This is a genomic window from Micromonospora sp. DT63 (genome assembly GCF_049841615.1).
In the GTDB taxonomy this organism is placed as follows: domain Bacteria; phylum Actinomycetota; class Actinomycetes; order Mycobacteriales; family Micromonosporaceae; genus Micromonospora.
This window is the reverse complement of the sequence record NZ_JBNCKQ010000003.1, coordinates 453865-480251: the sequence shown is the minus strand read 5'-3', so window position 1 is coordinate 480251 and position 26387 is coordinate 453865. Positions and strand designations below refer to the sequence as shown.

The 26387-nt window shown below is 71.1% G+C and carries 28 protein-coding genes and 1 tRNA gene; 16 read left to right on the top strand and 13 right to left on the bottom strand.

Features of this window, described 5'->3' with window-relative positions:
* Positions 1 to 27: 27 nt before the first annotated feature.
* Entirely contained in the window at positions 28 to 1260 is a 1233-nt protein-coding gene (locus ACLQ27_RS14615) for a benzoate/H(+) symporter BenE family transporter (protein ID WP_425867145.1), read from the bottom strand.
* Positions 1261 to 1315: 55 nt separating this feature from the next.
* Here ACLQ27_RS14615 and ACLQ27_RS14610 point away from each other — a divergent pair, with 55 nt between their 5' ends.
* Entirely contained in the window at positions 1316 to 1876 is a 561-nt protein-coding gene (locus tag ACLQ27_RS14610) for a helix-turn-helix domain-containing protein (RefSeq protein WP_425867143.1), read from the top strand.
* 7 nt (positions 1877 to 1883) lie between these two features.
* Here ACLQ27_RS14610 and ACLQ27_RS14605 read toward each other — a convergent pair whose 3' ends face one another.
* Positions 1884 to 2939 (bottom strand): LuxR C-terminal-related transcriptional regulator, encoded by a 1056-nt coding sequence (locus ACLQ27_RS14605; protein WP_425867141.1) that lies wholly within the window; start codon positions 2937 to 2939, stop codon positions 1884 to 1886.
* A gap of 62 nt (positions 2940 to 3001) precedes the next feature.
* Between ACLQ27_RS14605 and ACLQ27_RS14600 the strand changes: the two genes are divergently transcribed.
* From ACLQ27_RS14600 to ACLQ27_RS14570, 7 genes are all read left to right on the top strand, one after another.
* Positions 3002 to 3721 (top strand): PP2C family protein-serine/threonine phosphatase, encoded by a 720-nt coding sequence (locus ACLQ27_RS14600; RefSeq protein ID WP_234588555.1) that lies wholly within the window; start codon positions 3002 to 3004, stop codon positions 3719 to 3721.
* Between the two features lie 102 nt (positions 3722 to 3823).
* A complete protein-coding gene (locus tag ACLQ27_RS14595; RefSeq protein ID WP_357491326.1) occupies positions 3824 to 4162 on the top strand; it encodes a PadR family transcriptional regulator in 339 nt (112 codons plus the stop codon).
* A complete protein-coding gene (locus ACLQ27_RS14590) occupies positions 4159 to 5004 on the top strand; it encodes an ATP-binding cassette domain-containing protein (protein WP_234588551.1) in 846 nt (281 codons plus the stop codon). The genes ACLQ27_RS14595 and ACLQ27_RS14590 overlap by 4 nt, the downstream gene beginning before the upstream one ends.
* On the top strand, positions 5001 to 5693 hold the full coding sequence (locus ACLQ27_RS14585; protein ID WP_425867138.1) for a hypothetical protein: 693 nt from the start codon (positions 5001 to 5003) through the stop codon (positions 5691 to 5693). Before ACLQ27_RS14590 ends, ACLQ27_RS14585 begins: the two co-directional genes overlap by 4 nt.
* Before the next feature lie 90 nt (positions 5694 to 5783).
* Positions 5784 to 6974 (top strand): GNAT family N-acetyltransferase, encoded by a 1191-nt coding sequence (locus tag ACLQ27_RS14580; protein WP_425867136.1) that lies wholly within the window; start codon positions 5784 to 5786, stop codon positions 6972 to 6974.
* A 42-nt stretch (positions 6975 to 7016) separates the two neighbouring features.
* Entirely contained in the window at positions 7017 to 7766 is a 750-nt protein-coding gene (locus ACLQ27_RS14575; protein WP_234588548.1) for a ZIP family metal transporter, read from the top strand.
* Positions 7767 to 7870: 104 nt separating this feature from the next.
* Positions 7871 to 9067, top strand: coding sequence for a hypothetical protein (locus ACLQ27_RS14570; protein WP_425867341.1), 1197 nt, complete (start codon positions 7871 to 7873; stop codon positions 9065 to 9067).
* A gap of 111 nt (positions 9068 to 9178) precedes the next feature.
* Here the strand turns inward: ACLQ27_RS14570 and ACLQ27_RS14565 are convergent, their stop codons facing one another.
* Together ACLQ27_RS14565 and ACLQ27_RS14560 are read right to left on the bottom strand one after the other, a co-directional pair.
* The gene (locus ACLQ27_RS14565) at positions 9179 to 10261 is read right to left on the bottom strand and encodes an NAD-dependent epimerase/dehydratase family protein (protein ID WP_425867134.1); all 1083 of its coding nucleotides are present in this window, start codon (positions 10259 to 10261) and stop codon (positions 9179 to 9181) included.
* A gap of 129 nt (positions 10262 to 10390) precedes the next feature.
* A complete protein-coding gene (locus ACLQ27_RS14560) occupies positions 10391 to 10693 on the bottom strand; it encodes a hypothetical protein (RefSeq protein WP_357491335.1) in 303 nt (100 codons plus the stop codon).
* Between the two features lie 208 nt (positions 10694 to 10901).
* Here ACLQ27_RS14560 and ACLQ27_RS14555 point away from each other — a divergent pair.
* Positions 10902 to 10973, top strand: a tRNA-Lys gene (locus tag ACLQ27_RS14555).
* A gap of 501 nt (positions 10974 to 11474) precedes the next feature.
* Here ACLQ27_RS14555 and ACLQ27_RS14550 read toward each other — a convergent pair.
* On the bottom strand, positions 11475 to 12002 hold the full coding sequence (locus ACLQ27_RS14550) for a hypothetical protein (RefSeq protein WP_425867132.1): 528 nt from the start codon (positions 12000 to 12002) through the stop codon (positions 11475 to 11477).
* Positions 12003 to 12288: 286 nt separating this feature from the next.
* Between ACLQ27_RS14550 and ACLQ27_RS14545 the strand changes: the two genes are divergently transcribed.
* On the top strand, positions 12289 to 12735 hold the full coding sequence (locus tag ACLQ27_RS14545; RefSeq protein ID WP_425867131.1) for a hypothetical protein: 447 nt from the start codon (positions 12289 to 12291) through the stop codon (positions 12733 to 12735).
* Positions 12736 to 13125: 390 nt separating this feature from the next.
* On the opposite strand, the gene ACLQ27_RS14540 is transcribed toward ACLQ27_RS14545, so the two are convergent.
* Positions 13126 to 13731 carry a TetR/AcrR family transcriptional regulator gene (locus ACLQ27_RS14540; RefSeq protein ID WP_425867129.1) on the bottom strand — a complete coding sequence of 202 codons (606 nt, stop codon included), beginning with the start codon at positions 13729 to 13731 and terminating at the stop codon, positions 13126 to 13128.
* A 105-nt stretch (positions 13732 to 13836) separates the two neighbouring features.
* Here ACLQ27_RS14540 and ACLQ27_RS14535 point away from each other — a divergent pair, with 105 nt between their 5' ends.
* The 3 genes from ACLQ27_RS14535 (at position 13837) to ACLQ27_RS14525 (ending at position 15907) form a co-directional block, all read left to right on the top strand.
* Positions 13837 to 14616: an SDR family NAD(P)-dependent oxidoreductase gene (locus ACLQ27_RS14535; RefSeq protein WP_425867127.1), complete on the top strand. Its 780-nt coding sequence runs from the start codon at positions 13837 to 13839 to the stop codon at positions 14614 to 14616.
* Positions 14613 to 15038, top strand: a complete 426-nt coding sequence (locus tag ACLQ27_RS14530) for a nitroreductase/quinone reductase family protein (protein WP_234588539.1) — start codon at positions 14613 to 14615, stop codon at positions 15036 to 15038. The genes ACLQ27_RS14535 and ACLQ27_RS14530 overlap by 4 nt, the downstream gene beginning before the upstream one ends.
* 125 nt (positions 15039 to 15163) lie before the next feature.
* Positions 15164 to 15907 (top strand): hypothetical protein, encoded by a 744-nt coding sequence (locus ACLQ27_RS14525; RefSeq protein ID WP_425867125.1) that lies wholly within the window; start codon positions 15164 to 15166, stop codon positions 15905 to 15907.
* A 61-nt stretch (positions 15908 to 15968) separates the two neighbouring features.
* Here ACLQ27_RS14525 and ACLQ27_RS14520 read toward each other — a convergent pair whose 3' ends face one another.
* The 7 genes from ACLQ27_RS14520 to ACLQ27_RS14490 all read right to left on the bottom strand — a co-directional run bounded on the left by ACLQ27_RS14520 (position 15969) and on the right by ACLQ27_RS14490 (position 21578).
* Positions 15969 to 16253: a hypothetical protein gene (locus ACLQ27_RS14520; RefSeq protein ID WP_357491341.1), complete on the bottom strand. Its 285-nt coding sequence runs from the start codon at positions 16251 to 16253 to the stop codon at positions 15969 to 15971.
* Between the two features lie 16 nt (positions 16254 to 16269).
* On the bottom strand, positions 16270 to 17391 hold the full coding sequence (locus tag ACLQ27_RS14515) for a hypothetical protein (RefSeq protein WP_425867123.1): 1122 nt from the start codon (positions 17389 to 17391) through the stop codon (positions 16270 to 16272).
* 132 nt (positions 17392 to 17523) lie between these two features.
* Positions 17524 to 18096: a hypothetical protein gene (locus ACLQ27_RS14510; protein ID WP_425867121.1), complete on the bottom strand. Its 573-nt coding sequence runs from the start codon at positions 18094 to 18096 to the stop codon at positions 17524 to 17526.
* Complete coding sequence (locus ACLQ27_RS14505; protein ID WP_425867120.1) at positions 18093 to 19415, bottom strand: hypothetical protein; 1323 nt, start codon at positions 19413 to 19415, stop codon at positions 18093 to 18095. Before ACLQ27_RS14505 ends, ACLQ27_RS14510 begins: the two co-directional genes overlap by 4 nt.
* Positions 19412 to 20212 (bottom strand): ATP-binding cassette domain-containing protein, encoded by an 801-nt coding sequence (locus ACLQ27_RS14500; protein WP_234588531.1) that lies wholly within the window; start codon positions 20210 to 20212, stop codon positions 19412 to 19414. Before ACLQ27_RS14500 ends, ACLQ27_RS14505 begins: the two co-directional genes overlap by 4 nt.
* 11 nt (positions 20213 to 20223) lie before the next feature.
* Entirely contained in the window at positions 20224 to 21030 is an 807-nt protein-coding gene (locus ACLQ27_RS14495; protein WP_357491347.1) for a zf-HC2 domain-containing protein, read from the bottom strand.
* A complete protein-coding gene (locus ACLQ27_RS14490; protein WP_357491349.1) occupies positions 21027 to 21578 on the bottom strand; it encodes an RNA polymerase sigma factor in 552 nt (183 codons plus the stop codon). The genes ACLQ27_RS14495 and ACLQ27_RS14490 overlap by 4 nt, the downstream gene beginning before the upstream one ends.
* A gap of 217 nt (positions 21579 to 21795) precedes the next feature.
* Between ACLQ27_RS14490 and ACLQ27_RS14485 the strand changes: the two genes are divergently transcribed.
* The 3 genes from ACLQ27_RS14485 to ACLQ27_RS14475 all read left to right on the top strand — a co-directional run bounded on the left by ACLQ27_RS14485 (position 21796) and on the right by ACLQ27_RS14475 (position 26270).
* Entirely contained in the window at positions 21796 to 22566 is a 771-nt protein-coding gene (locus tag ACLQ27_RS14485) for an IclR family transcriptional regulator (protein WP_357491350.1), read from the top strand.
* 255 nt (positions 22567 to 22821) lie between these two features.
* Positions 22822 to 24252 carry an extracellular solute-binding protein gene (locus tag ACLQ27_RS14480; RefSeq protein ID WP_357491352.1) on the top strand — a complete coding sequence of 477 codons (1431 nt, stop codon included), beginning with the start codon at positions 22822 to 22824 and terminating at the stop codon, positions 24250 to 24252.
* The gene (locus ACLQ27_RS14475) at positions 24249 to 26270 is read left to right on the top strand and encodes an ABC transporter permease subunit (RefSeq protein ID WP_425867117.1); all 2022 of its coding nucleotides are present in this window, start codon (positions 24249 to 24251) and stop codon (positions 26268 to 26270) included. The genes ACLQ27_RS14480 and ACLQ27_RS14475 overlap by 4 nt, the downstream gene beginning before the upstream one ends.
* Positions 26271 to 26387: the final 117 nt, after the last annotated feature.

The following is a 26387-nucleotide window of genomic DNA, read 5'->3' as shown; positions in this document are numbered from 1 at the left end:
CAACTCGGATTCCCGCAAACCGGGGCGTCACCGCAGCCCGGACACCCCGCCTTCCACGAACCCGAGTTGATCAGGGCGGGCCTCCGGGGCGGGCGGGACGGGCGCGGCCGGGCGGCGGTGGAAGAGCAGCAGCATCAGGCAGCCGGCGACCAGCCCCCAGAACGCGCCGCCCACGCCGATCAGCGTCACACCGGAGGCCGTCACCACGAAGGTGACCACTGCGGCCTCCCTGGTCGCCGGGTCGGTCACCGCCGCGGCGAGCGCCGTGGCGAGCGCGCCCAGCAGGGCCAGACCGGCGACCGCCTCGATGAGGATCGGCGGCGCGACAGCGACCAGGGCCGTGGCCACGCCGGCGCCCAGCCCGAGCAGGGCCAGCCCGAGCCCGGCGGTGACCGAGGCGACCCATCGGCGCTCCGGCTCCGGATGGGCGTCGGGGCCGGCGGCCAGCGCGGCGGTGATCGCCGCGAGGTTCACCGCGTGCCCGCCGGCCGGGGCGGCGAGCAGGCTGGCCAGACCCGTGGCCCGCAGCGCCGCCCCGAACGGCGGCCGGTAGCCGTAGCCGACCAGCACCGCCATGCCGGGCACGTTCTGCGCCGCCATCGTGACCAAAAACAGCGGGAGGGCGAGCCCGACCAGAGCGGACGCGTTCCAGGCGGGCGCGGTCAGGGCGAGCGACGGGGTCAGCGTGGCACCGCTCAGTCCGGCCGGCGGCGCGGTCAGCGCGATCGCCACCACCGCCACCAGCAGCGCGCCCGGCACGGCCCAACGACGGGCGAACCGGTGCAGCAGCAGCCAGCCGAGCACCACCGGACCGGCCACCCGGGGCAGCTCGACGAGCGCGCGGACCGGGGCGGTGCACAGGGGCAGCAGCACTCCGGCGAGCATCGCGCCGGCCACCGGCTTGGGGATCGCGGCCACCGCCCGGCCCAGCGGTCCGAAGAGCCCGGCCGCGACGATCAGCGCTCCGGAGACGAGGAAGGCGCCCACCGCGACCGGCCAACCGCCCGTCGGCGGCCCGGTCGCCACCAACAGCGCAGCGCCCGGCGTCGACCAGGCCACGCTCATCGGGATCCGGTGCCGCCAGCCCAGCCAGGCGGCGGCGAGCCCGCACGCCACGCAGAGAGCGAGCAGGCCGGAGGCTGCCTGCGCGTCCGACGCTCCAGCCGCGCGGAGCCCGGCCAGCACGACTGTGAACGAGCTGGCGAAGCCCACCAGTGCGGTCACGACGCCGGCCAGCACCGGTTGCGCCCGTCCCGCCATCCCGACCCCCCAAGTGTTCCGTTTACGGAACGACAGTGTGTAGCACGATAGCCGGGTGCCGCAGCCACCACCAGCCCGCCGTCCGGGCCTCGACGTGGATCCCGCAGTCGTCGGCCGGCGGGTCCGCGCCCTGCGCGAGGAGCGGGGGATCTCGCTGTCCACACTGGCGCGGCTCGCCGGCGTCGGAAAGGCCACCCTCTCCGGCCTGGAGAACGGCACCCGCAACCCGACGCTGGAGACGCTCTGGGCGGTCACCGCGCAGCTCGGCGTGCCGTTCACTGCGCTGCTGGCCGAGCCGGCCGCCGAGCCCACCGTGCACGGCACCGCTGTCACCGCCACCCTGCTGGAGGTGTTCGACGACACCGACGCGACCTACGAGCTGTACCGGATGCGCGTCGCGCCCGGCATCGTGCAGATCTCCCCCGCCCATCAACCGGGCGTCACCGAACACATCACCGTGTTCGCCGGCGTACTGCGGGCCGGCCCGGCCGACGCGCCGCTGACCGCCCCGGCCGGCGGGCACCTGCGCTGGGTCTCCGACATGCCGCACAGCTACGCGGCGGTGGGCGACGACGAGGTCGCCGCGAGCCTGCTGCTGCGCTACCCGCGCCGCTGAACCCGACTCAGTCCACCGGCGCCGGCACCGGCAGCCGGTGCCGGACCGCCCAGAGCGCCACCTCGGTACGCGACACCGAGCCGGTCTTGCGCAGCAGGTTCGACACGTGCACGGTGACCGTACGCACCGAGATGCCCAGCGCCTTCGCCACCTGCTTGTTGGACATTCCCGCGACCAGGCAGCCCAGCACCTCGACCTCGCGGGCGGTCAACTCCGGGTCGAGCGGCACGTCGACGACCGGATCGGCCGCGGCCGCCGGAGCGCGCGGCGCGGCCGGCTGACGCGGGCCGGGCAGCCGCCGCAGCAACGCCTCCGGCCCCTCCGACGCGTGCGCGGCCAGCAGTTCGGTAAGCGCGTACGGGTTGCCGCCGGTGCACCGCCAGAGCGAGGTGACCAGCCGACCGGACGGGTTGCTGCCCGCGTACACCTGGGTCAGCACCTCGGCGACCTCGGCCGGGCGCAGCGGGCCAAGATGTTGCCGGACGGCGCCGGGCACGCCGCTGAGGCGGGCCAGCGCGCGGCGGGTGAGGTCCGGTGCCACCGCGTCGGTCGGCGGTCGGCTGGCCACCACGAGCAGGGCGGGCAGGTCGGCGACCGTGGCCAGCTCCCCGACCAGGTTGACGCTGGCCGGGTCGAGCGCGTGCAGGTCATCCACGACCAGCACGGCCGGGCCGGCGCCGACCAGCAACTGGACGGTCCGCACGGCGAGGCGGAGCAGGGTGCCCGGCGCGTACCGCTCGCGGGGTGCGGTGGGCTGCTGGGCCAACCAGGCCAGCGCGTCCGACGGCAGGCCGAGCCGGCTGGTGTCCCGACCGGTGAGCACCGCCGCCAGCCAGTCGTACGGGGCCGGGCCGTGCACCCGGGCGGCACCGGAGAGGATCAGCGCGGGACGCGGCGCGAAGGCGTCCACAGCGGCCGCGACCAGCAGACTCTTGCCCACCCCCGCCGCTCCGGTGAGCACCGCGACGGCGGGCGACGAGCGGCGTACGGCCGCCACGGCGGACCATGCCCGGTCGAGCTCGGCGAGCTCGCCGACGCGTCCGACCATGGACACCGGCATCATTTCTCAACCCTACGCAGTAGTGCGTAGAGACGAAGGCAGGGTGTTCTTGGCAAGCTGACACCATGACGCTGATCCTCCGCTCGGTCATCCTCAACGACATCGGCCTGGTCCGCACCAACAACGAGGACTCCGCCCTCGCCGGTGACCGCCTGATCGCCGTCGCCGACGGCATGGGCGGACTGCCCGCGGGCGAGGTGGCGAGCGAGATCGTGATCCGGATCCTGGACGAGCTGGCCCCGCCCACCGACCCGGACGAGGCCGCCGACGCCCTCCGTGCCGTGGTCAGCACCGCCAACCAGCGCATCCACGCCGCGATCACCGTCGACCCGGCCCGCGAGGGGATGGGCACCACGCTCACCGCCGCGCTGCTGGCCACCGAGACGCTGGTGCTGGCCCAGGTCGGCGACTCCCGCTGCTACCTGCTGCGCGACGGGGAGCTGACCCAGCTCACCCGGGACGACACGTTCGTGCAGGCGCTCGTCGACCAGGGCACGCTCTCCCCCGAGCAGGCCCGGCACCACCCGCAGCGGTCCCTGGTGACCCGGGCCGTGCAGGGCGCCGACACCCCGCCGGCCGTCGGCGTGCTCACTGTGGTCCCCGGCGACCGGCTGCTGCTGTGCAGCGACGGGCTCTCCGACTACGTCGAGGACGAGGCCATCGCGACGACGCTGGGCATGTACGCCGACCGCCAGCAGTGCGGCGAGCAGTTGGTGAAGCTCGCCCACCACGCCGGCGCCCCGGACAACGTCACAGTCGTCGTCTCCGACGTCACGACCCGCTGACCCACGCGAGCTGCCCGGAAGGCCCCCGGACCGGCCGCGCGGATTCCGTCAGGAGCTACTAGGTAGTTGTGCCATCTAGCTGGCACCGCTAGTGTCCGGCCTGTGGAATCGGACCGGCGCGGGCAGTGGCTGCGGGGGGTGCTCGACATCTGCGTACTGGCCCTGCTGGCCGAACGCGAGTCCTACGGCTACCAGCTCGCCCAGGCGCTCGACGCGGCGGGCGTCGGGCCGATCCAGGGCGGCACGCTCTATCCCGTTCTGCTGCGCCTGCAGAAGACCGGCCTGGTGACGGCCCAGTGGCGGGAAGGCACCGCCGGGCCGGCCCGCAAGTACTACCGGCTCACCGACGACGGGCACTCCGCGCTGCGCCAGGGCGGCACCGCCTGGCTCACCTTCGTCCGGCCGGTGAACGACATCGTCACGAAGGGGGTCGCCCGGTGAACTCCGACGACTGGCTACGCGCGCTCACGGCGGAACTGCACCAGCGCCGGGTCGCGGCCGACGCCGCCCGGCACGTGGTCGCCGAGGCCGCCACACACCTGCGTGAGGGGGGCGGGAACCCCTGGGTCGTCTTCGGCCCGCCCCAGGACTACGCGAACGCGATCGTCGAGAGCATCGGCACCGCCCCCGGGCCACGGCCCGGGCCGGTGCGGCTGCACGCGAGGGGCATCACCAAACGGTACGGCCGGCAGACCGTGCTGCGCGACGCGACACTTACCGTCCGGGCCGGACAGATCGCCGCCGTCGTCGGCGCGAACGGCTGCGGCAAGAGCACCTTCCTGCGGATCTGCGCCGGGCTGATCTCACCCGACAGCGGCGAGGTGACGGTCTCCGGGCAGCTCGGCTACTGCCCCCAGTCCGGTGGCACCGCCGACTTCCTGCTGCCCGACGAGCACTTCGTCCTGGTCGGCGCCGGCCAGGGCGTCGCCAGAGGGCCGGCCCGCCGCGCCGGCCGGGCGGCGGCCCGACAGCTGGGCTGGGAGGCGGGCGGCGCCGTGCAGGCCCGACATCTCTCCGGCGGTACCCGTCAGAAGCTCAACCTGACGATGTCCGCGCTCAGCAACCCGGACGTGCTGCTGCTCGACGAGCCGTACCAGGGCTTCGACCAGGGCACCTACGTCAACTTCTGGGACCAGCTCCGCGCGCTACGCGACGCGGGCACGGCGATCGTCGTGGTGACGCACCTGCTCAACCAACTCGACCGGGTGGACACCGTGCTCGACCTGACCCCGGCGCAACAGTCCGGGTGGCGCACGCCCGGCGTCCAGGGAGGCCACCCGTGAACCGGCTCGTCACAGTCGCCGAGATGACCCTGCGGGAACTGCTGCGGCGTCGGGGCGTACTCCTGCTGTTGTTGTTGATGCCGTTGACCTTCTACCTGATCCGGCGGGACGCCTACCTCGGGCAGTCCGTCCGCTCGCTGCTGCTCGGCGTGGGCTGGGCGGTGAGCACCGCCGCGCTGTTCGCCACCACCGCCGCGCGGGAGCTGGAGCCGAGGCTGCGGTTGGCCGGCTATCGGCCGCATCACCTCTATCTGGGTCGGATGCTCGGTCTGTGGACGGTCGGCCTGGTCATCTCGGTACCGTTCTTCCTGCTCCCCATGCTCGACGGCGCGGATCTGCGGTACGGCGGTCTGGCCGCGGCGCTGCTCTGCTCCGTCGGGGTGGCCGCGCCGTTCGGGATGCTGATCGGTGCGCTGTTGCCCCGCGAACTTGAGGGGACGCTCCTGCTGCTCACCGTGGTGACGGTGCAGATGCTGATCGACCCGGCCGGATCGGGGGCGAAGCTGACGCCGTTCTGGTCGAGCCGGGAGATCGCGACCTGGTCGGTGGACCACACCGACGGCGGTTACCTCGCCCGGGGAGTGGTGCACGGCATCGTCGTCACCAGTCTGCTCGCCCTCGGTGTGGCCTCCGTGGCCACCGTCCGGCTGCGCCGCCGTCGACACCTGCGGCACCTGCCGGTCGGCTGAGGGGCGTCGGCACAGCGGGTCGGGCCGCGGTCGCCCACGGATCGTGCCAATCCGGTTGCTGTCACCCGGCCGGCGGGTTGAGATAGGCGGATGACCATCCGACGGGTGACCGCCGACGAACGTCTCACGACGAGTTTTCCGCTGGCCGCGTACGCCTTCGAGGCATCGCCGCTCAGTGCCGCCCGGGTGGAGGAGTTCCGCGACTACCTGCCCTACAACCAGGGCAACCGGACGCTGATCGTGGAGGAGGACGGCACCACGCTGGCGGCCGTCTCGGCCATTCCGATGCGGCAGAACCTGCGCGGGGTGGTGCTGCCGATGGCCGGTGTCGCCGGGGTGGCCACCCACCCGCTGGCCCGCCGGCAGGGGCACGTCCGCGAGCTGCTGCACCAGCTCCTCGACGAGATGCGCGACGAGGGGCACGTGCTCAGCGCGCTCTACCCGTTCCGGCCCAGCTTCTACGCCCGGTTCGGCTACGTGGGGCTGCCCAAGCCGCGTACGGTCGCCTTCTCCCCGGCCGACCTGGGCTCACTCCTCCGCGCCGAGCTGCCCGGCGAGGTGGGCTGGGAGCGGATCGCCGCCGGTTATCCAACGTGGCGGGCGTTCACCGAGCGCTGCCTGCAGACCCGGCACGGCTTCTCGGTGTTCCCCGACCACCGGGCGGCCGGCCTGCGGGACCGCGACGAGCACTGGTTGCTCACCGCCAAGGTGGACGGCGAGGTCACCGGCGCGGTCACCTACCGGATCGACGAGCACGGCGGCACGCTGCACGGTAACGAACTGCTCGCCAGCGACCCCCTCGCCCGTACGCTGCTGCTGCAGTTCTTCGCCAGGCACGTCGACCAGGTCGAGCGGGTCACCGTCCAGGTCCCGCCGGACGAGCTGCCGGAGCTGTGGCTGACCGATCTGGACGTGCACGTCGAGGCGCGGGTGGGCCGGCCGGGCTCGTCCGCCCCGATGGCCCGGCTGCTGTCGCTGGACGCGCTGCACGGGCTGCCCGTCGGCCCGGGCCGGGTCCGGATCGAACTGACCGGGGACCGGTGGCTGGCCGGCACCCACCTGCTCGACGGTACGACAGGCGCGTTGGAACTGGTCGCCGACGACGACGGCCGCACGCCGACGGCCACGCTGACCGCGGCCGGGCTGTCCGCCCTGGCGTACGGGGTCCTGGACCCGGCCGAGCTACCGCTGCGAGGGCTGGGCGACGTACCGGCGGACGCCGCTACCGAGCTGCGCGACATCTTCGGACGCCGGGTGCCGTACCTCTTCGCCGACTTCTGAGCGCGGTTTGCCGACCTCGCTCCGGCGGGTACGGTCCCCGGAATGCCGGAGTGGTTGCAGGCGGGTGGTTGGGGATTGCTGGCCGGGTCGGCTCTGCTGATCGGGGCGGCGGTCGGCTTCTTCGCCCGGGTGCCGCAGCGGATCACCGCGTCGATCATGGCGTTCGGCGCGGGGGTGCTGATCTCCGCCGTCTCGTACGAGCTGATCGACGTGGCCCACGAGCAGGGCGGGATGCTGCCCACCGTGCTCGGCGCGGCGGGTGGCGCAACCGCCTACACCCTGGCCAACGTGGGTCTCGCCCGACACGGCGCGCGGCACCGCAAGCGCTCGGGGGACCAGCAGCCGTCCGAGGGCGAGCAGCCCGGCTCGGGGTCGGCGATCGCGGTCGGGGCGCTGCTGGACGGCGTACCGGAATCGGTGGTGATCGGCGCCAGCCTGCTCGCCGGCGGCACGGTCAGCCTGGTCACCGTGGCGGCGGTGTTCCTCAGCAACGTCCCGGAGGGGCTGTCCAGCGCGGCAGGCATGCGTCAGGCGGGCCGCACCCGGCGGTACGTCTTCCTGCTGTGGACCGGGATCGCGCTGATCAGCGGCGTGGCGGCGCTGGTCGGCAACACCCTGCTGGGCGGCGCACCGCCGGAGGTGCTGGCCGCCATCACCGCGCTGGCCGCCGGCGCGATCCTCGCCATGATCACCGACACCATGGTCCCGGAGGCGTTCGAGAACGCTCACCTGCTGGTCGGCCTCATCACGGTCGCCGGTTTCCTGACGGCCTTCGCGCTCTCCCACGCGTGAGCGCCCCGGTGGTCCCGATGCCCGGCGTGGCTTAGCGGGGCATTAAACCGGCCCGGCGGATTAGTGGTGACGCCGTCGCGGCTCCTAGCATCACCCGGGTGCGCATGACGTCGCTTGCCGCTCTGCTCGTCCTCGGTGTCGCCACCGCGACCCTGCCCGCCTGCGGGTCCACCGATCCGGCTCCGGCCGGCGCGTCGGCCACCCCGCAGGCCACGCCGGACGCCCTCGCGACTGGCGACCAGGGTGTCGCACCGGCGGGCCGGGACGGTCTCGGCGGCCCCGGAGCCAGCGCGAGCCCGAAGCCGACCACCCCGGCCGCCAAGGCGCTGGCGGCCGGCAACCCGAACGGCCACGCCAGCGTGCCGACCGAGGCGCGCGCGGTGGACACGTCGAAGCCGACCCGCACCATCGGCACCGGCACCCCGGCAAGCTGCACCTCGGCGGCGGTGGTGAAGGCCGTGGCCGCCGGGGGCGTCATCACGTTCAACTGTGGACCGGCCCCGGTGACGATCAAGATGGCCGCCACCGCGAAGGTCCGCAACGCCAACGGGCCGAAGATCGTGCTCGACGGCGGCGGCCGGGTCACGCTGAGCGGCCAGGGGCAGCGCCGCATCCTCTACATGAACACCTGCGACGAGGCCCAGGGCTTCACCACCTCGCACTGCCAGAACCAGGACCACCCACAGCTCACCGTGCAGAACCTGACCTTCGCCGACGGCAACTCCACCGGCGACCGGACCGAGGGCGGCGGCGGGGGCGCGATCTTCGTCCGCGGCGGGCGGTTCAAGGTGGTCAACTCGCGCTTCGTCCACAACCGCTGCGACCGTACCGGCCCGGACCTGGGGGGCGCGGCGGTCCGGGTGCTGAGCCAGTACGAGAACAAGCCGGTGTACGTCGTGAGCAGCACCTTCGACGGCGGTTCCTGCTCGAACGGAGGGGCGCTGAGCAGCATCGGCGTGTCCTGGGTGGTGCTGAACAGCCTGCTGCGGAACAACGAGGCGATCGGCAGCGGCGCCAACCCGGCCAAGTCCGGCACGCCCGGCGGCGGCAGCGGCGGCGCGATCTACTGCGACGGTAACGAGTTCACCGTACGGATCGCCGGCACCGTCATCGAGAACAACAAGGCCAACGAGGGCGGCGGCGCGATCTTCTTCGTGAGCAACAACCGCACCGGCACGATGAAGATCGAAAACTCCCCGTTGCGCCGCAATCCCAGCGGCAAGTTCGAGACCCCCGGCTACCGCGGCATCTTCTTCCTGGGCGCCCGCAACCCCGAGGTGATCGGCCCCAAACCCGCCTGACCCTGCTCTCCGGCTCCCTGGCTCCCTGGCCGGCTGTCGGCTGCCGCGGGTGATCAAGAGGTTTGGGTCACCTCGGGCGGGTTTTCTGACCCGAAGCTCTTGATCACCGCGTCAGTAGGGGTTCTTCTCGCCTGGCGGGTGGGCGTGCAGGAGGCCGGCGGGGCGGCCGGGCAGGGTCCGCGCCGCGGAGAGCGGCGGGCTCGCCGTGTGGTCGCCACCGGCCATGCCGGCGACCAGCTCCTTGAGCGCGGTCAGAGCATCGATCTTGGGTACCCAACCCAGCTCCGTCTCGGCCCGCTCGCTGGACATCAGCGGCGCGTTCAGGCCCAACTCGACCCAGCCCGCGTCCACCGGCTGCAACCGGGCCCGCCAGGTCAGCGCCGCCGCCACCCGCAGCACCGGAGCGGCCACCGGCACCGTCCAGCCGTGGAAGTGCCGAGCCACCAGCTCCGGGGTCAGCACCGGGTCCGCGGCGACGTTGAACGCGCCGCGCGCATCACCAAGAACAGCCCTGGCGTACGCGTCAGCCACATCGTCGGCGTGGACCGCCTGCATCCGCAGCCGCCGGTTGGTCGGCACCAGCGGTATCCGGCCGAAGCGCAGCAGTCGTACCGGCGCCAAGGGGCCGAGAAAATAGCGGGTGATCTCCGTGCCGGCGTCACGCTGGAAGATCAGACCGGGCCGCAGGCGAACCACCCGAAGCGTCGGGTGCTCCCGCTCCAGCCCGTCCAGCAGCGCCTCGACCTCGGCCTTGTGCTCGCTGTACGACGAGCCGGGGACTCCGGTGGCCGGCCACCGCTCGCTGATCGGATGGTCCTTCGGGCCGGGCGCGTACGTGCCGACCGACGAGGCGTACACCAGGGCGGGCACCCCGGCCCGCGCCACCGCCTCGAACACCGCCCGGCTGCCGTCGACGTTCGTCCGGCGCAGCACCCGCTGGTCGTGACTGGGCTGGATCTGCCAGGCCAGGTGCACCACCGCGTCCGCTCCCGCGAACACCTCGGCGAGCTGGCCCGCCGCGCCCGGCGCACCGATGTCGCACGAGTGCCACTCCACCTGCTCGTACGGCGTACCGGCATGCGGGCCGGGCAACCGCCGGACCACCCCGGCCAGCTCCACGTCGCGCTCCCGGCGCAGCCGCCGCAGCACCGCCGTGCCGACGTTGCCACTCGCCCCCACCACCACGATCCGCATGTCCGACCCCGTACCCGTCCAGCAGCCAGTCAACCTCCGTCGCGCGCCGCACCCGTGATCGACTCGGCTTCCTGCATACCGGGGTATCGGCGGGGCCGGGACAGCCCGACTTCCGTGAACCCGAGTGGATCAAGGGCGCGGCGAGTCGCGGACCCAGCCGTGCTTCTCCTTGCCCCGGCGGCCAAGCGTGGCCGCCAGGCAACGTGGGCAGATCCAGCCCACCGCGTCCGCTTCGGTGAGCACGTCGCTACCCAGATAGTCGAAGCGCACATGCGGAAAGCGGCGCAGCCGGGTCCGGCTGAGCGCCAGACCGCAGACGGTCTGGTTCTGGCCGGGCAGCCACGCGTGCACCTCCCCGCCCGGCTGACGTACGCCGTCCGGCCCGATCACCTCCCCGGAAGCCGCCACCGCCGGGCTGCCGCTCGCGCTCATGTCCGTACCCGTTCCCCAGCCGCCCCCCGCCACACACGGGGGCGTGCGGCCGGCGTGATCCACTCCACCTCCCCGACCTGGCGGTATCCAGCGCCTCGGACACCGCCACATCGCCGATCTGGTGTTGATCACGTGGCCTCACCAGGCATCGACGGCCGACTGGAAGCCGAGAGTCAGCGATGCTGACTGTCAGGTAACCTGAGCGCGCGGGCCGCTAGCTCAATGGCAGAGCTGTGGACTTTTAATCCATAGGTTCAGGGTTCGAGTCCCTGGCGGCCCACTCTTCCGCAGGTCAGCGGCCCTTCGTAGGGCCGCTGTTGCCATGATCCAGGCCGGTACGGCAGCGAAGTACAGCAGTAGCCCGGTCGCTGGTCGGGCCACCTCCTGAGTCCAAGCACTCGGCTACAAGGGCCGGTGATGACGGACCGACCACTCGTGCGCAACTCACGGCTACTCGGCCTGTTCGCCGAGATCGTTCAAGGCCCGGAGGGGACCCAGCGAGCCGTGGAGGCCGCCGGGCGAGGCATCGCTGCCGAGGCCGCTGCACACTCGTCGTACTCACCGACAAGTTGACCATCCTGAGCGCGCTTGCATCCGCCGATCGACTCATGGAGCCAGGTGCCATCGAGGACGGTCTGCATGAGCTGTGGTCGCGTCGCCGAGAACGCGGTCTTGACGACGAGGCTTTGAGGCGAGCGGCCATGGGGCAGTGAGATGTCCAAGGGTGCACGGGGTGGCCAGGTACTCGAACAAGGTTGCTCCTCCGGCACGCAGTGAGGCATCAGGTGATTCTTCGTAGCCGCCCACGAGTTGGTACCCACTGCATCTGTTCGACAGTGTTCGGGTCAGTGAACGCGAGGACAGACTCGTCAAGGCGGCGCCATACGAGCCGGCCTTCGAAGTTCTCCTCCGCTTCGCCGGCCACCAGCAGCAGATCGTGGCCTTCAACTTGAAGTCCGACTTCGGCGACAACGTCACCGTCCAGATCAATCGACACCTTCCGGACCAGCCCCGTGGGCAACTCTGGCAGGTTACGACGTCGATAACCATGGCTAACGTCATCGACGTTCGACCCGGCACTCAAGTCAATCCTCAATCCGAACAGGTCGTCGTCCTGATAAGTGGCGATGGTGACCGTCTCGCCGGAGTCGGTCCGTGCGTGCAGGGCCCACAGATGTAGGCAGGGCACGTCCTGGTCAGCGAACTCGGGTGCCGGCCCGTCGCCGCCCCGCACTGCCATCTCCACGCCACTCCATGACCGGATGACCTGATCCTTCAACGCCAAGAAATCGTTGATCTGCTTCCGCATCCATCCGCCGGCCACCGTTTCAGCATCCCATCGGAACTGAGGAAGTTCATTGGCCCCCTCTCGCCCACCGTGACGGACTCACACCCGGACAGGCCGGCTGCCGGCCGTGTCGGGTCTCAGGACTTGCGTGACAGATCAGTCTCGGAACGTGGGCGACGCGTTCGGCTAGACGATCTCTTGTGCGCTCCGCCGTAGGTGCGATGATGCCCCCGCTCGTACCAGCTGTGGGTAGCGGGAGTGGAGGGCGGCAGTGAGATACGTCAGCGTTGGGCGGACCCGCAGTGGCGTGACTCTGGATCCCAACGAATACCTGCGGCAGTTGCCGTCGCTTGCTGACTCGTTGCCCGAAGGAGCACGCAGGTTCGCCACTGACCCCGGCCACTATGACTTCTTCGGTCAGCGGTGCGTCAAGGACCTCAAGCCCGCGCGACTGACGTCCGGTGGAACCGGCGGAAGCGCGTGGCTTGAGCTGTACCTGCGGCACAACTGTTGGAAACACGAGGAAGACCTGACGATCCGGTACAGCGGCGTGCAGAGCCTGGCGATTGAGCCGGCCGGCCAAGGGCTGGACGTGGTCCAGCTCCAAGACGTGATGCTGGACGAAGTGCTGCCGCACGAACACGGGTGCCGACACGAAATCGACTGTCTCTCCGGAAGGTTGATCGTGACGAGCCAGGACCTGGCGGCTACCTGGCGGCACGCCGACTGCCCGGAGCGTGAGCCGGATCAGTGAGCCGGCTCGGATCTCCTCCTGCCTTCACGGAGTTCCATCGGTCGCTGTTGCCACCCTCAGCGAGGCATCACCCAGGTCCTGATACCGATCTGTCACGCAAGCCCCGAGCGGACAGCCGGCTGCCGGCCGGCCGTGGGAGGACTTTCTGTACGTCTATCAAGGCGGCCGGTGCGTGGCGGCCGTCGCACCGCCGCGCCGTAGGGCGAGTCACCGCCGGCCGTGGTGGGGATGCGGCGCGGAGGATGCGGGGCCGCCTCTCCGACCTCAAGGGTGCTTCGCATCGCTGCGCGACGGCCCTGCGAGCAAACGGCCCGGACGAGGGCAGCCAAAGGCTGTGCGGGGGAGGGCGGCAGCCCGAGGTCGTAGACGTGGACAGACCCCGTCGGATGTCTACCGACCGTAGCGGGCGACCATGGTGCGGACGGCGTCGTCCACCACCGCGCTCACGCGCTGCGGGGTGACGGTCCAGCCCGGGACCAGCAGGCTCGGCCAGAACACGTAGTTGGAGATCATCCCGAGGAACTGCGTGGCGGCCATCTGCGGATCCGAGATGTCGGCCGTCCCCGCGTCGCGCTCGGCCATGAGGTAGGTGCGCACCGTCTCGAAGTACGGCAGCTTGCCTTCTGCGAAGTGCGCCTTGGCCAGTTCGGGAAAGCGGGGCAGCTCGGCGATGACGATGCGGAACAGATCCACCATCCCGGGCCGGCCCAACAGCGCGGCGTAATGGCGTCCGAGCGCGGTCAGGCCGGCTGCCAGGTCACCCACGGACGGCACTTCGGCGTCATCCTCGCCGGCCCAGGAGTCGACGACTATGGCGTCGAACAGCGCCGCCTTCGTCGGGAACTGCTTGAACAGCGTCGCCTTCGACACCCCGGCCTCCTCGGCGATGCGCGCCAGCGACGCCCGGTCGTAGCCCAGTTCGAGGAACAGCTGCGTGGCGGCCTGCACGATCAGCGCGCGCTTCTGCTGAGCCACCCGCTGGTGATAGGTCGTCATGCGGCCATCATAGCGAGGTGAGTGGGTTGACTCACCATTAGCGGCGACGTACTGTCGTCATGGTGAGTCGTTCGACTCACCATCTGGCCCCTCACGGAGGACCGCATGTCCCGCTTCACCGCTCAGACAGTTCTCGTCACCGGCGGCACCGGAGGCCAGGGCGCGAGTCACGTCCGCGCCTTCCACGCCGAGGGCGCCAACGTCGTCGTCGGCGACATCGACGCCGAGCGCGGCGCCGCCCTCGCCGCCGACCTGGGAGACAAAGCCCTTTTCGTACGCCTCGACGTCTCCGACGAGACGTCGTGGGCCGACGCCGTCGCGGCGACCGAGGAAGCGTTCGGCGCGCTCACCATCCTGGTCAACAACGCCGGGGTGCAGAACCCGCCAGCCCTGATCGAGTCCACCGACCTGGCCACGTGGGCTCGCATCCTCGACATCAACCTCACCGGCACGTTCCTCGGCATCAGGGCCGCCGCACCAGCGCTGCGACGAGCGGGCGGCGGGGTGATCGTCAACATCGCCTCCACGATGGGCACCGGCGGCACCGCCTTCTACGCGCCCTACGTCGCCAGCAAGTGGGCCGTCCGTGGGCTCACCCGGACCGCCGCCCTCGAACTCGGCCGCGACAACATCCGCGTCAACACCATCCACCCCGGTGTCGTCGCCACCGCGTTCATCACCGAGCCAGCGGCCGGTGCCGACGCCCCGATCGCCGACTTCTACACACCCGAGCCGTTCGCGGTTCCCCGGCTCGGGCAACCCGCCGACATCACGGCGACGCTGCTGTTCCTGGCCTCGCCTGACGCCGCCTTCATCACCGGTGCCGAACACATCGTCGACGGCGGGCTCCTCCTCGGGCCCGCCGTGAAGAACGAGGCCGCATGACATCGCTTTCGCACCTGCCACCGGAGATCAGACGAGCCATCGAGATCACGCCAGCGGCCGGCACCCGCGAACGGGTCGTGGACATCACCACCACCGGGCGGCGCACCGGACGGCCCCGTCGCATCGAAATCTTCTTCTACCGCGCCCACGGCGCCACCTACCTCTGTAGCGGCGCGGGCGGAGGGGCCACCGGCTGGCACGCGAACCTGCGCGCGAACCCCGCCTTCACCTTCCACCTGAAGAACGGCGTCACTGCCGACCTGGCGGCCCACGCCACGCCGGTCACCGACCCGGCCGAACGAGCGGCGGTCCTCGCCGCCATCGTCGACGACCTCAACCAGCCCCACGACCCCGGCACCATACGACCGACACGGCTGGAGGACTGGGCAAACAGCAGACTGATGCGCATCGACTTCGACTGAGGGCGCACGTCACGAGATGTCACCCGCGTCGACTCGCCAACCCCCGTCAGCTCGATGGCCCGGGACGGCTCGGCCGGCCCATCGCTGGTAGCTTGACGCGTCCCGCGAGAGGTGGAGTCGGGTCCGTGCTCATTGTGGTGCTGCGTAGGTCGGTCGCGGTGGTGGCCGTATGCATGGCGGCGGCGTGCGCTCCGTCGACCGCTCCCGCGGCCAATCCGTCGGCGAGCGGAACGAAGCCAGCGGCGGCGACCACGCCACCCTCCCCCGTTCCAGCGACGGGCGGTGCCGGGTACTCGCCGACGCTGTCCGCGCGCCTGGTGGGTACGGAGTCGCTGCCGCCGGGATTCTCCGTGGACATCGCGACGGTCATGGCCTCGGACGCGGGAGATGGCCCCTCGGCCGGTGACGCGCCCTGTTCACGCGAGATGATCCCCCTGCTGTCCGCCCGCCGGCTGACCGGGGCTCCGTCGGCGACCGCCGCGGCCACCCTCAGCTATGACACCGGTCCCGATGACCTCTGGGTGGGCACGGAAGTCCTCCGCACCTACCCCGATGACGGTGCCCGACGGGCGATGGCGGGCCTGCGTACCTTCGTCGACCGCTGCCCCACGGTTGCGCTCTCCGGTCAGGGCGACAATGCCATCCACCGATTCGCCTTGACGCCCGGCCCCCAGTTGGGCGACGACAGTGTCCACCTCAACTGCACGGCGACGTCGGGCACCAACGTCCTCAAGTGCGACGTCCTGCTCATCCATGTCGGAACCGCCCTGGTAGCGATCCAGGAGGAGGGCAACAGACCTGGCGACGACGAGCTGCTGATCCAGGTCGCCGAAGCCGCGCTCCGCAGATACCAGTCGACCGGATCCTAGCCGGCAGCGGCGACGCAACCAGCATTGCCGGACGCGGCCGCAAACAGCCCGTCCTGGTGGGTCACCGCCACCGGGGCTTCTTGATCACGGTGTGGTGGACGGCGTTCGGCCCCATCGACACCACACCGGAGTTGGTCGCCGTGTTGCCGTCCTTCGTCACGGTCTCGGGCTCCCTGGTGGACGGCCGGCGGACGGCGTTCATCGCCGTGGAGCCCGCGACGAGCAGGGCGAGCAGAAAGGATCCGATTCCCGCGAACTGGTTGGCGCGACTCAGACCCTGGTTGAGGAAGAAGATGCCGGCGGCGACAAGCGCCACCACGAAGACGACCGCGACGAGCAGCTTCACAGGAACCCTCTCTTCCTCAGATGGGGCCTGGCCCAGACGGGCGGGGGCGCCGCTTCGGGCCCTTGTCAGGCTGGCAGGGCTGCGGGCCTCGCCCGCGCGAGAAGTCGTCGGGCATGGAAGCCCGACGGGGGAATGGCGCGGTCTGCGGCGAGTGCAACTTCGCCCTCTCGCGCTGCGCCTTGCTGCTCTTCGCCAGGGTTCTGTCGAACCGGTTGAGGTTGGTGTGCCCCAACTGGCCGCGCTTCACCGTGCTGGTGGCGGTCAGCGTGTTGCCGTAGCCGACCATCACGGCGCTCGCCAGGCGGACGCGCGTACCGCCGAGGGAGTGTGACACCGAGGTCCCGACAGAGGGGAGGCTCCTCGCGTTGCGCAGCAGGACCGGGTCCTCGACCGTGCCGAGTGCCGCCAGGAGCGGCCCTGCCAGGGTGTCACCGTCACGGCGTACCGCCAGGGCGGCAATGAGGTCCGGCCGTAGCAACAGCAGCTCGGCGAGGGGAACCACAGTCTCGCGGATGTGGTAGTTGGTTTCGGTGTGCGCGGTCGAGCCCGTGCCCATTGCGACGACGGCGGCGCGGGCCGTGTGCGTGGCGACGGCGGCGGGCAGGCGATGGCGATACTGCTGCGGCCCCACGGGACGCCGCGGGCCGATGATGCCTTCCAGTCGGGCCAGCAGCTGTGCGGTGTTGTCGGGCGACGGGTCGTGCATCGCCCGAACGAAGGCAGCCATCGCCTTCGTGTCCTCGTAGAGGCTGCGGCAGTCGAGCGACACCCGGCGTACGTGGTAGTGGTCCTCGGCCTCAAGCGTGCAGTTGTTGGCCGTGACGACTGTGGCGGAGTCGGCGGTCGTCACGTGCCCCTTGCTGAACGCGGTGAGGACCCCGGAGACGTTGACGTGACCGTGTGCGGGCGATGCGACGTCGAGCCATTTCGGCGGTTGCGGGGCGACCCTCTCCTCGACCGCGAGAGCCGCGCCCAGGTGAGCGGCGAGCGCTTCGACCAGCGACTCGATCTGGCACAACCGATCGTGCGGGACGTCGGCTTCGTCCAGCACGGCGACGAAGGCGCGCGCCACGGCGAGGAGCAGGGCGGGCGAGTCCCGGTAGGACGTGACGAAATCGTCCAGTTCGACGGCCGCCACCTGCACCCGACCCAGACCGCGTGTCCCGACCCGGAGCCGACGAACCAGCCCGAGGATCTCCATAGAGGACGAACCCATCATGACCACATGGTGTCACCTGACAACCACAGATCGCCATGCTCGCGCACGCCGTCACTCGGGTCGGGCGGCTCCCCGCAGCGCGTACGCCAGAAGGCCCGCCACTGCCAGGACGGCCGCGAGCGCCGCCGCCGGCCGGCTGGTGTGGGGTTGCCCCGGCCAGGTGGCGAGCGTCCCCCACGTGCCCGGTTGGGGGAACAGGGCCGCGACGACAGCCCAGCCCATGGGGACGAACCAGGCGCGGGCCGCGCCCACGACCGCCGCGCAGAGGGCGGTCAGGCCCAGCAGGCCGGCGGAGTCGCGGACCACCAGCGCGGCGGGGCCGAACCGGGCACCGGTGAGCTGGGTGGCGAGCAGCACGCCGAGTACGAGCGCCAGCGCGGCCAGCAGATGCACGGCTCGGCGCCACGGCCAGTGCAGTGCGGCGGTGCGTTCCAGGTCTTCGTCGGGGGCGGCCAGCGTGGTCGACAGGACCGCCACCATCAGCATGACCGTCAGCACGACGAGCAGGAGGATGGCGTCGCGTTCCTTGGCGAGGGTCAGCCACAGCGCCCAGATCAGGGCCGCCGCGCCGACGGAGGCGGCCAGCGCCAGGGGTACGCGTCGCGCGCGCAGGTGCAGGGTCATCGCGACAGCAGTCCGGTGGGGTCCTGGCAGGCCAGGATCGCGTCGCGTACCGCAGTCACGCGGGACATCGCCTCCGGTGCGGGTAGCTTCTGCAGGCCCTGCCACAGGGCGACCGCCTCGGCGTTGAGCTGCGGTTCTTCCTCGATCATCTCGGGGATGACGCCGACGTCGGAGACCGGCTCGCGGCCGAGCAGGTGGTAGGCGGCCGCCCGTTCGACAGCGCCGTTGCGCTCGCAGTCCGGGTTGCCGTACCCGGTGCCCAGGCCGAAGACCATCTCGGGGACCACGGCGTCGGGGTGGGCCAGGCCACCGTGGTCGTCGATCCGGACGACGATCGTGACGATGTCGGTGTCGCGGGCGGGCGCGTCCTCGATGAGGTAGGCCCGCCGGTCCTCGTACACCTGCGTGGGGGCGTCCGGCATTTGCGCGAGGACGGCCAGGCCCTGGCGGGCGAGTGGGGTCAGCGCGTCCAGCACGTTCGCGTTGACGCGGGTGACGCAGACCTTCGGCGCGTCGTCGGTGCAGACGAGTTCGCGGGCGACGGGGTCGACCGGCGCGACGAGCGCTGCCTCGTCGCGGGGGACGATCGCCGCCGCGACGCCGAAGCCGAGCAGCACCGGCAACGCGGCGGCGATCGAGGCCCGTCGGCCACCGGCGACCAGCAGGAGTACGCCGGTCAGCGCGAGCCCGCCCATGAAGAGGGCGAGCACGGCGGTGACCCGTGGGTCGATGGTCTGGAACGCGTAGAACGGGCTGCTGCCGTAGGCGGGCGACAGGATCGCGCCCATCCAGTCCGGTCGCATGATCGCGGTGAAGAAGACCAGCAGCACGCCGGCCACGGCGAGCACGGGAGCGGTCACCAGAGTGGGCAGCAGCCGCCCGATGCCCAGGCCGAGCCAGGCCGCCGCGACGAGGGAGAGCGCGCCGACAAGCGTGATGGCGACGACGTCCGGCGGGAAGTAGGCGGCGGTCGAGGCGATCCGCAGGCCGCCTGCGGCGATCACGAGCAGGAAGGCGAGCCCGGCCGACGCCCCCATCGCGACGAGGACCGGCAGCATCCGGCGGGCACGGGACCGGGGTGTGGTGGCGAACAGTTCGCCGACCTTGGCCCGGTGCTCGCGGCGGCCCTGCCACGCTCCGGCGGCCAGGGCGATCGGCCACAGCAGGATCATGTACTCCTTCACCGTCAGCGCGAGGGACATCCAGCCCTGCGACCAGCGTCCCGGGGCGGTGTAGAGGGCGGCGACGCCGACCGTCAACGTGATCAGGGCGGCGCCGGCCGCGGCGGAGCGCCGCAGTTCGATCCCCAGGACGCTCATCGGGCGGCCTCCGCGAGGTGGCGGCGGAGCAGAGCGGAGTAGCCGCGTTCGGCGGGGCTGTCGCCCGGGTGGTGTTCGTCGCCCTGCTCGGCCAGCGCGGCGGGGGTGCCCTGCCACACCAGCCGGCCCTCGTTGATCAGCACGACCTCGGTGCAGGCGGCTACCACGTCCTCGACGAGGTGGGTGGAGACCAGTACGCAGGCGTCAGTACCCAGGTCGCGCAGCAACTCGCGCAGGTCGAGGCGCTGTTCGGGGTCGAGGCCGACGGTCGGCTCGTCCAGCAGCAGCACCTGCGGGTCGTTGACGATGGCCTGGGCGACGCCGGCCCGGCGCAGCATCCCGCCGGAGAGTGTCCGCAGACGGGCGTCGGCCTTGGCGCTGAGGCCGACGCGGTCGATCGCCCGCTGTGTGGCCGCCGGGATGTCGGGCTTCGGCATCTCCTTCAACCAGGCCAGGTACGACACGAACTCGCGCACGGTGAACCGCGGGTAGTAGCCGAAGTGCTGCGGGAGGTAGCCCAGCGCGCGTCGGGCCTGGCGCAGGTCGGCGCGGCCGTCGACGGAACTGCCGAGCAGGGTGAGCCGACCTCCGGCCGGCTTGAGCACCGTGGCGAGGGCACGCATCAACGTCGTCTTGCCCGCGCCGTTGCGCCCCAGCAGGCCGTGCACGCCCGTACCCAGGCTCAGGTCGAGCCCGTCGACGGCCAGGTGGCGGCCGGCTCGTACCTTCAGCGCCTCGGCGTGGATGGCCCAGGGGTGGATGGTGGCGGCCGTCTCGACCGTACTCACCGCTCGCATGGTGGTTCCCTTCAGAACGAGGTGAGGCGCCGGAAGCTGTTGGCGCGCAGGAGGGTCAGGGCGGCCAGCACGACAGTGACGACGGCCCACCCACCGGTGGCCGCCGGTTGCAGGAGCACCGGCAGTTCGGCGGTGGCGAGGCTGGGCGCGACCACGGCGGCGGCCCAGGCCACCATCAGGCCGATCGCGGCGCGGTGGACGCCGACGAGGGAGCCGAGCAGCAGCGTGGCGGCGGTGAAGGCCAGGCACGGCAGCAGCATCAGCGCGAGGTTCGCACGGCTGGCGCCGAGGACGGCGAACGCGGCGAGGACCGGGATGACGAGGACGAGCACCACTGCGGTACGGCGCAGCAGCATCGTCAGACCGGCCGAGGGGGTGCCGACGATCAGCTCCCAGGCCGGGTCGCCGCGTCTGCTCCAGGCAGCCGCGACCCCGGGCAGCGGCGCCAGGGGCGCGAGCAGCAACACGATCGACGGCAACTCGGCCAGGAAGTACGTGAGCAGGGCCGCGCTGCCGAGCACGCCGGCGGTCATGGCGACCCACGGCAGCAGCGCCGCCACGAACCAGCGCTGGCGCACCGGCGTACGGAAAAATGCCCTTGATCGTGGGGCGGGGCCGGCGGCGATCCCACGGTCGACGGCTGCCGCGACCTCGGCGACCAGGGCGCGCGACTCGGCGGTGGTGCTGCCGGCCAGGCGCGCGCGGCAGTCGGCGCAGCTCTCCAGGTGCACCTCGATCGACCAGACGGTCGCCTCGTCGAGGCCGGGATCGCCGTCGGCGTAGCGGTCGATGTCGTTCAGGGTGGGATGCGTGGTCATGACAGGGCCTCCCGCAGGACGATCCGGGCGCGGCGGATCCGGGACTTGACGGTGTTCTCGGGTACGCCCAGCAGCACCGACGTCTCGCGGACGGTGAAGCCGTCGAGGACTGTGGCGCGGAGCACCGCGCGGACCTCGGGCGGCAGTACGGCGAGGGCCTGTTCGAGTTCCTGCCCGACGCGGCCGGCGAGCACCTCGTCCTCGGCGGCGGGCACGACCGTCTCGGCCGGGTGCACCTGCGGCGTCCGGGCCTGCCGGGAGCGACGCCGGAACGCGTCGACCAGGCGGTGCGCGGCGATGGTCCACAGCCAGCCGACGGCGCTGCCGCTGGCCTGGTCGCCGGCGAAGCTGCCGGCCGCCCGCCAGATGGTCAGGTAGGTCTCCTGGAGGACGTCGGCGACCACGTCCGGGTCGGCGCACCGACGCCGCAGCCGCACCTCCAGCCACGGTGCGGTACGCCGGTAGAGCTCGTCGAAGGCCCGCCGGTCACCGCGGGCCACGCGGCGTACGAGTTCCTGCTCGTCGGCCGCGTCCAGGCTTCGTCTCACAACAGGTAAGACGACGACCTCCTCGCGATCGGGTCACGCACCGGTGTGACCGCCGTCACCAACCTCGGCGGCGGTCTGGGCACGTGAGCGTGCCCGGCCTCCCTTACTGTCCAGCCACGTTCGTGGCGCGCTCGGAGTTGACGTAGTTATCCTCTTCGGGTGCTGGTCCGTGTGGAGATCGTTGGCACGAGTCCGGCACTGCGAAGGGACTTTCGACATGCCCCGTGTGGTACCGGCAGTCATCCGCGCGCTTGACGTCCTCGAACTGTTCCTGGACTGCCCCCAGCTGTCGGCCCGTCAGGTGATGGAGCGACTCGACCTGCCCCGCACCACAGTCCACGAGTTGCTCGTCACCCTCGAGGCCCGCTCGTATCTGATCTCCGTACCGGGCCAGCCGGTGCAGTACCGGCTCGGCATGCCGCTGTTCCAGCTGGGCGCGGCGTTCGCGGGCCGGCTTGATCTGGTACGCGAGGCGCAGGGGGTCGCGCGGGACGTGGCCGCCAAGTGTGACGAGGCGGTTCATGTGGCGGTGCTCGACGGCGCCGATGTCATCTACCTCGTCAAGTTCGACAGCACGCACCCCGTGCGGATGGTGTCCGGTGTCGGGCTGCGCCTGCCGGCCCACTGCACGGCGGTCGGCAAGGTGCTGCTGTCAGCCCTCGATCAGGCGGACCTGGACGGCGTCCTGTTGAAGGATCCTCTGCCGGGGATGACGCCGGCCAGTATCACCGACCCGGAGCTGCTGCGTGAGCACCTGGAACGTGTCCGGGCGGACGGCGTCGCGGTAGACGTCGGCGAGTCGGACAGCGCGATGCGCTGCGTCGCGGCGGCGATCCGGGACCACTCCGGTGCCACCATCGCCGCGATGAGCCTGTCCGCGCCGATCATTCGCTGGACGCCTGAGGTGCAGGTGGAGTGGACCGGGCTGGTTCGGGACGGCGCTGCTGCGCTGTCGGCTCGCATGGGCTACCGGGCCCAGTCTCGATAGCCGACCTCCCGCTTTCGGCTCGAAACAACATCGAAACATTGACATAACTCACCAAGCTGCTCTAGCGTCGCGTCCACTCGATCCGGTATATCGAACCTAGTTCGAAATCTCGAACGGCGGTGGTCCCTTCTCGACGGGCGACCGCAGGTGGTCGCCGCCACAGAAACCCAACTGGAACACACAACCATCACGGCGTTCGCCAGGCGAGCCTTCGGCGTGCCGCCGTGCGCGGGGAAACGAAGGAGGCGAAGTTCCATGGAGGAAAAGTCGGCGTGGTCTCGGCGCGGCTTTCTGGGGGTGGGGGTGGGAGTGCTCGGCGCGACCGGCCTGGCCGCGTGTGGGGGCAGCTCCGAATCACCCAGCAAGGTGCAACCGGACGTTCCACAGGAGCTGATCGACGCCGCGTCGTCGATGAAGGGCTCCTCGATGGGGATGCTGTCCCAGAAGCTGTACTCGACGGCTGCGAACGAGGCCCTCGACAGCTCGATCAAGAAGTTCGCCGACACCACCGGCACGAAGATCGAGAACAGTCTGGTCCAGGCCGACGCCGGTGACGTGGTGGCCAAGATCGACGCCGAGGTCAAGGGTGGGGTGGCGCGCGACCTGGCGTTCATGACCGACTCACGGTTCGTCGCGCAGTTCCAGTCGCTGGGCGACCTGGAGGACGTGACGGACGTCGTCCAGGCGCTGACCGCCAAGTACGGCGAACCCTGCGCCGAGGCCAAGAACTTCTGCGTCTTCGACGGCAGGTGGTTCGCGATCCCGTACCACTTCATCGGGATCGGATCGTTCCTGCGAAAGGACTGGATGCAGGACAAGGGCATCACCCCGAAGGACATCTACAGCTGGGAGGAGCTGCGGGACCTGTGCCTGGAGATCTCCGATCCGGGCAAGCGGCGGTTCGGCTGGGGCATGACGGTCAACCGGTCCGGTGACGGCAACGGCATGATCGAGGCGCTGATCAACGCGTACGGCGGATCGATCGCCTCCAACGACGCCCGGAAGGTCACGTTCGACTCCCCCGAGACGGTGCAGGCGGTGACCTTCCTCGGCGACATCTACACCAATCCCAAGTACAAGCCGATGCTGCCGCCGGGGATCGCGAGCTGGACCGACACCAGCAACAACGAGAACTGGCTCGCCGGGATCCTCGGCTACACCCGCAACCAGTTCAGCGTCTACGCGGACTCCCGGACCAAGAAGAACCCGGTGCACGCCAACACCCACGTGTTCTCCGACTGCATCGGGCCGGCGACCAACAATCCCCTGCTGCTCGGCCAGTCGCAGGGCTTCGTCGTCTTCAAGGGCGCCAAGAACCCTCAGCTCGCCAAGCTCCTCGCGCAGTACCTGGTCAGCGCGCCCGCGCTGCTCGGCGTGGCGAAGGAGGCGCCCGGCCTGGTGATGCCCGCCTGGGAGAAGGTCTGGGACGCCGACCCGTTCTTCACCAGCGGTGACCCGGCGTTCCCGATGCTCCGCAGGATCACCGAACTGAAACTGCCGCTGAACACGAAGAACGGCCTGACCTTCCCGCAGAAGGCCAGCGCCGGCCAGCAGGCCGTCGGCTCGGCGTACGTCCTCACCGACATGATGCAGCAGGTCGTGCAGGGCACCGCGCCGGCGCAGGCCGTGAAGGCGGCCCACGCGAAGATGGTGCAGATCTTCAACCAGCAGGGGCTGCCGCAGTGAGGTCGGTCCGTCCCGCGCGGGTTCCGGCGGCGAGGGTCTCCCCGCCGCCGGGACCCGGCTCCCTCACGGCGGTCCAGCGGCGGCTGGGGCGTGACTGGCGACTGGCCGCGCTGTTCCTCGCCCCGATGGCCGTACTGGTCGGCGGGCTCGTCCTCGTGCCGATCGCCCGGTCGATCATCACCAGCACCACGGAACGACACGGGCAGGACACCGTTTTCGTCGGCCTGGACAACTACCTGCACCTCGTCGACGACGGCCAGTTCCACACGGGCGTGGTGAACTCGTTCGTCTTCACCGCGTACGCCGAGATCTTCAAGGTCGTGCTCGGGCTGGCCGCGGCCCTGCTGCTGCACCACCGGCGCCGCGGGCGGGCGGTGCTGGCGGGGTTGCTCCTGGTGCCGTGGGTGGTGCCGACCGTGGTGACGGCGTTCAGTTGGCGCGCGCTGCTCGACCCGATCTTCGGCAGCGTCAACAACCTGCTCACCGCCACCGGGATCGGACCGCTGCTGGTCGACCTGCACCTGGTCGACAGCTGGCCGGCGGGCTGGCTGTCCGACCCGGAGCTGGCCATGCCGTCGGTGATCCTCGTGAACGTCTGGAAGGGGGTGCCGTTCTTCACCGTGTGCTTCCTGGCCGGGTTGAAGGCCATCCCGGCGGACCTGTACGAGGCGGCGACAATCGACGGTGCCTCGTCGATGCAGCGGTTCGTCAACGTGACGCTGCCCGGACTGCGTCACGTGATCACCGTGACGGTGACCCTGTCGTCGATCTGGACGTTCAACAACTTCGACCTGGTCTGGCTGCTGACCCAGGGCGGCCCGGGTGACGTGACAGCGCCGTACGTGCTCGTCGCGTACTCGAAGGCGATTCTGCAGTTGCAGTACGGCGCCGGTGCGGCGGTCACGCTCATCATGCTGCCGGTCATCGGCGGGCTGGTGTTCCTCCTGGTCCGGCTGCTGCGTCAGGACTCGGGAGCGAACCTGCCCCGGGCACGACGCGCGGCGCTGCGGGTCGGTACGCGGGCGCGCAAGGCCCTGCCGTGGATGATCACCGCGGTGGTCACCGGCCTGCTGCTCTGGGCTTCGCCGCAGATCTTCTGGAAGGCGGCGGTGATCCTCGGGGTGATCCTGCTGATCGCGGCGGCGGTCGGCCGCGTGGTCTCGACCCTCCAGTCGCGCGGCGGTCGCCGGGCATCCTCGACGGTGTCGGGCCTGGGCTCCTGGGTCGCGCTGGCCGGGCTGCTCTTCTTCGTGCTGGGTCCGCTGTACTGGATCGGGGTCACGGCCTTCAAGTCCGAGGGCCAGGTCGTGATGCGGACGGACGACCTGTGGCCGACACCCTGGACCACCGAGCAGTTCACCGCGCTCTTCGCCAACCAGCCGTTCGGCCGCTGGTACCTCAACACCCTCCTGGTGTCCGCGGCGTCCACGGCGGTGGCGCTGGTCTGCGCGGCCCTCGCGGGATACGCGCTGGCCCGGCTGCGGTTCCGGGGCGCGCAGGGCTTCACCGTCACGGTCCTGCTCACCTACGTGATGCCGGGCGCACTGCTGTTCATCCCGCTCTACCAGATGCTCATCGGCGCGCGGCTCACCGACTCGTTGTGGTCGCTGGTGGTCACGTACCCGACGTTCACGCTGCCGTTCGCCACCTGGCTGCTGGTCGGGTACTTCTCGTCGATCCCCGTCGAGCTGGAGGAGGCCGCGCTCGTCGACGGGTGCAGCCGCATCCAGGCGTTCGGCCGGGTGGTGCTGCCCCTGGCCAAGCCGGGGCTGCTGGCGGTCGCGCTCTTCACCCTGACCAACGCCTGGAACGAGTTCCTCTTCGCTTTCGTGTTCATCACGAAGGACGAGTACAAGACGCTGCCGGTGGGAATGCAGTCGATGATCGCCGGGGATGTCGTGCCGCAGGGACAACTCGCCGCGGCGTCGCTGCTCGTCAGCATCCCCGTGGTGATCATGTACGCCCTCGGGCAGCGCTTCCTCACCGAAGGGCTCACCGCGGGCGCGGTGAAGGGCTGACGCACGTGGACGCCGAACCCGTCGCGTGGCGTGGTCCGGACGGGGCGCGGGCGCCCGTAGGGCGCCCCCCGCCCCCCCCCGCCGCGTCAGCAACCCCCCGCCCCCCCCCCCCCCCCA

Excerpts from the sequence above, each read along its gene's own strand:
- ACLQ27_RS14535 (WP_425867127.1), top strand. The coding sequence starts at position 13,837 with ATGTCCCGCTTCACCGCTCAGACAGTTCTCGTCACCGGCGGCACCGGA.
- ACLQ27_RS14550 (WP_425867132.1), bottom strand. The coding sequence starts at position 12,002 with ATGCGGAAGCAGATCAACGATTTCTTGGCGTTGAAGGATCAGGTCATC.
- ACLQ27_RS14495 (WP_357491347.1), bottom strand. The coding sequence starts at position 21,030 with ATGACCACGCATCCCACCCTGAACGACATCGACCGCTACGCCGACGGC.
- ACLQ27_RS14580 (WP_425867136.1), top strand. The coding sequence starts at position 5,784 with ATGACCATCCGACGGGTGACCGCCGACGAACGTCTCACGACGAGTTTT.
- ACLQ27_RS14530 (WP_234588539.1), top strand. The coding sequence starts at position 14,613 with ATGACATCGCTTTCGCACCTGCCACCGGAGATCAGACGAGCCATCGAG.
- ACLQ27_RS14485 (WP_357491350.1), top strand. The coding sequence starts at position 21,796 with ATGCCCCGTGTGGTACCGGCAGTCATCCGCGCGCTTGACGTCCTCGAA.
- ACLQ27_RS14575 (WP_234588548.1), top strand. The coding sequence starts at position 7,017 with ATGCCGGAGTGGTTGCAGGCGGGTGGTTGGGGATTGCTGGCCGGGTCG.
- ACLQ27_RS14480 (WP_357491352.1), top strand. The coding sequence starts at position 22,822 with ATGGAGGAAAAGTCGGCGTGGTCTCGGCGCGGCTTTCTGGGGGTGGGG.
- ACLQ27_RS14600 (WP_234588555.1), top strand. The coding sequence starts at position 3,002 with ATGACGCTGATCCTCCGCTCGGTCATCCTCAACGACATCGGCCTGGTC.
- ACLQ27_RS14505 (WP_425867120.1), bottom strand. The coding sequence starts at position 19,415 with ATGAGCGTCCTGGGGATCGAACTGCGGCGCTCCGCCGCGGCCGGCGCC.
- ACLQ27_RS14605 (WP_425867141.1), bottom strand. The coding sequence starts at position 2,939 with ATGATGCCGGTGTCCATGGTCGGACGCGTCGGCGAGCTCGCCGAGCTC.
- ACLQ27_RS14500 (WP_234588531.1), bottom strand. The coding sequence starts at position 20,212 with ATGCGAGCGGTGAGTACGGTCGAGACGGCCGCCACCATCCACCCCTGG.
- ACLQ27_RS14560 (WP_357491335.1), bottom strand. The coding sequence starts at position 10,693 with ATGAGCGCGAGCGGCAGCCCGGCGGTGGCGGCTTCCGGGGAGGTGATC.
- ACLQ27_RS14565 (WP_425867134.1), bottom strand. The coding sequence starts at position 10,261 with ATGCGGATCGTGGTGGTGGGGGCGAGTGGCAACGTCGGCACGGCGGTG.
- ACLQ27_RS14540 (WP_425867129.1), bottom strand. The coding sequence starts at position 13,731 with ATGACGACCTATCACCAGCGGGTGGCTCAGCAGAAGCGCGCGCTGATC.
- ACLQ27_RS14570 (WP_425867341.1), top strand. The coding sequence starts at position 7,871 with ATGACGTCGCTTGCCGCTCTGCTCGTCCTCGGTGTCGCCACCGCGACC.
- ACLQ27_RS14615 (WP_425867145.1), bottom strand. The coding sequence starts at position 1,260 with ATGGCGGGACGGGCGCAACCGGTGCTGGCCGGCGTCGTGACCGCACTG.
- ACLQ27_RS14510 (WP_425867121.1), bottom strand. The coding sequence starts at position 18,096 with ATGACCCTGCACCTGCGCGCGCGACGCGTACCCCTGGCGCTGGCCGCC.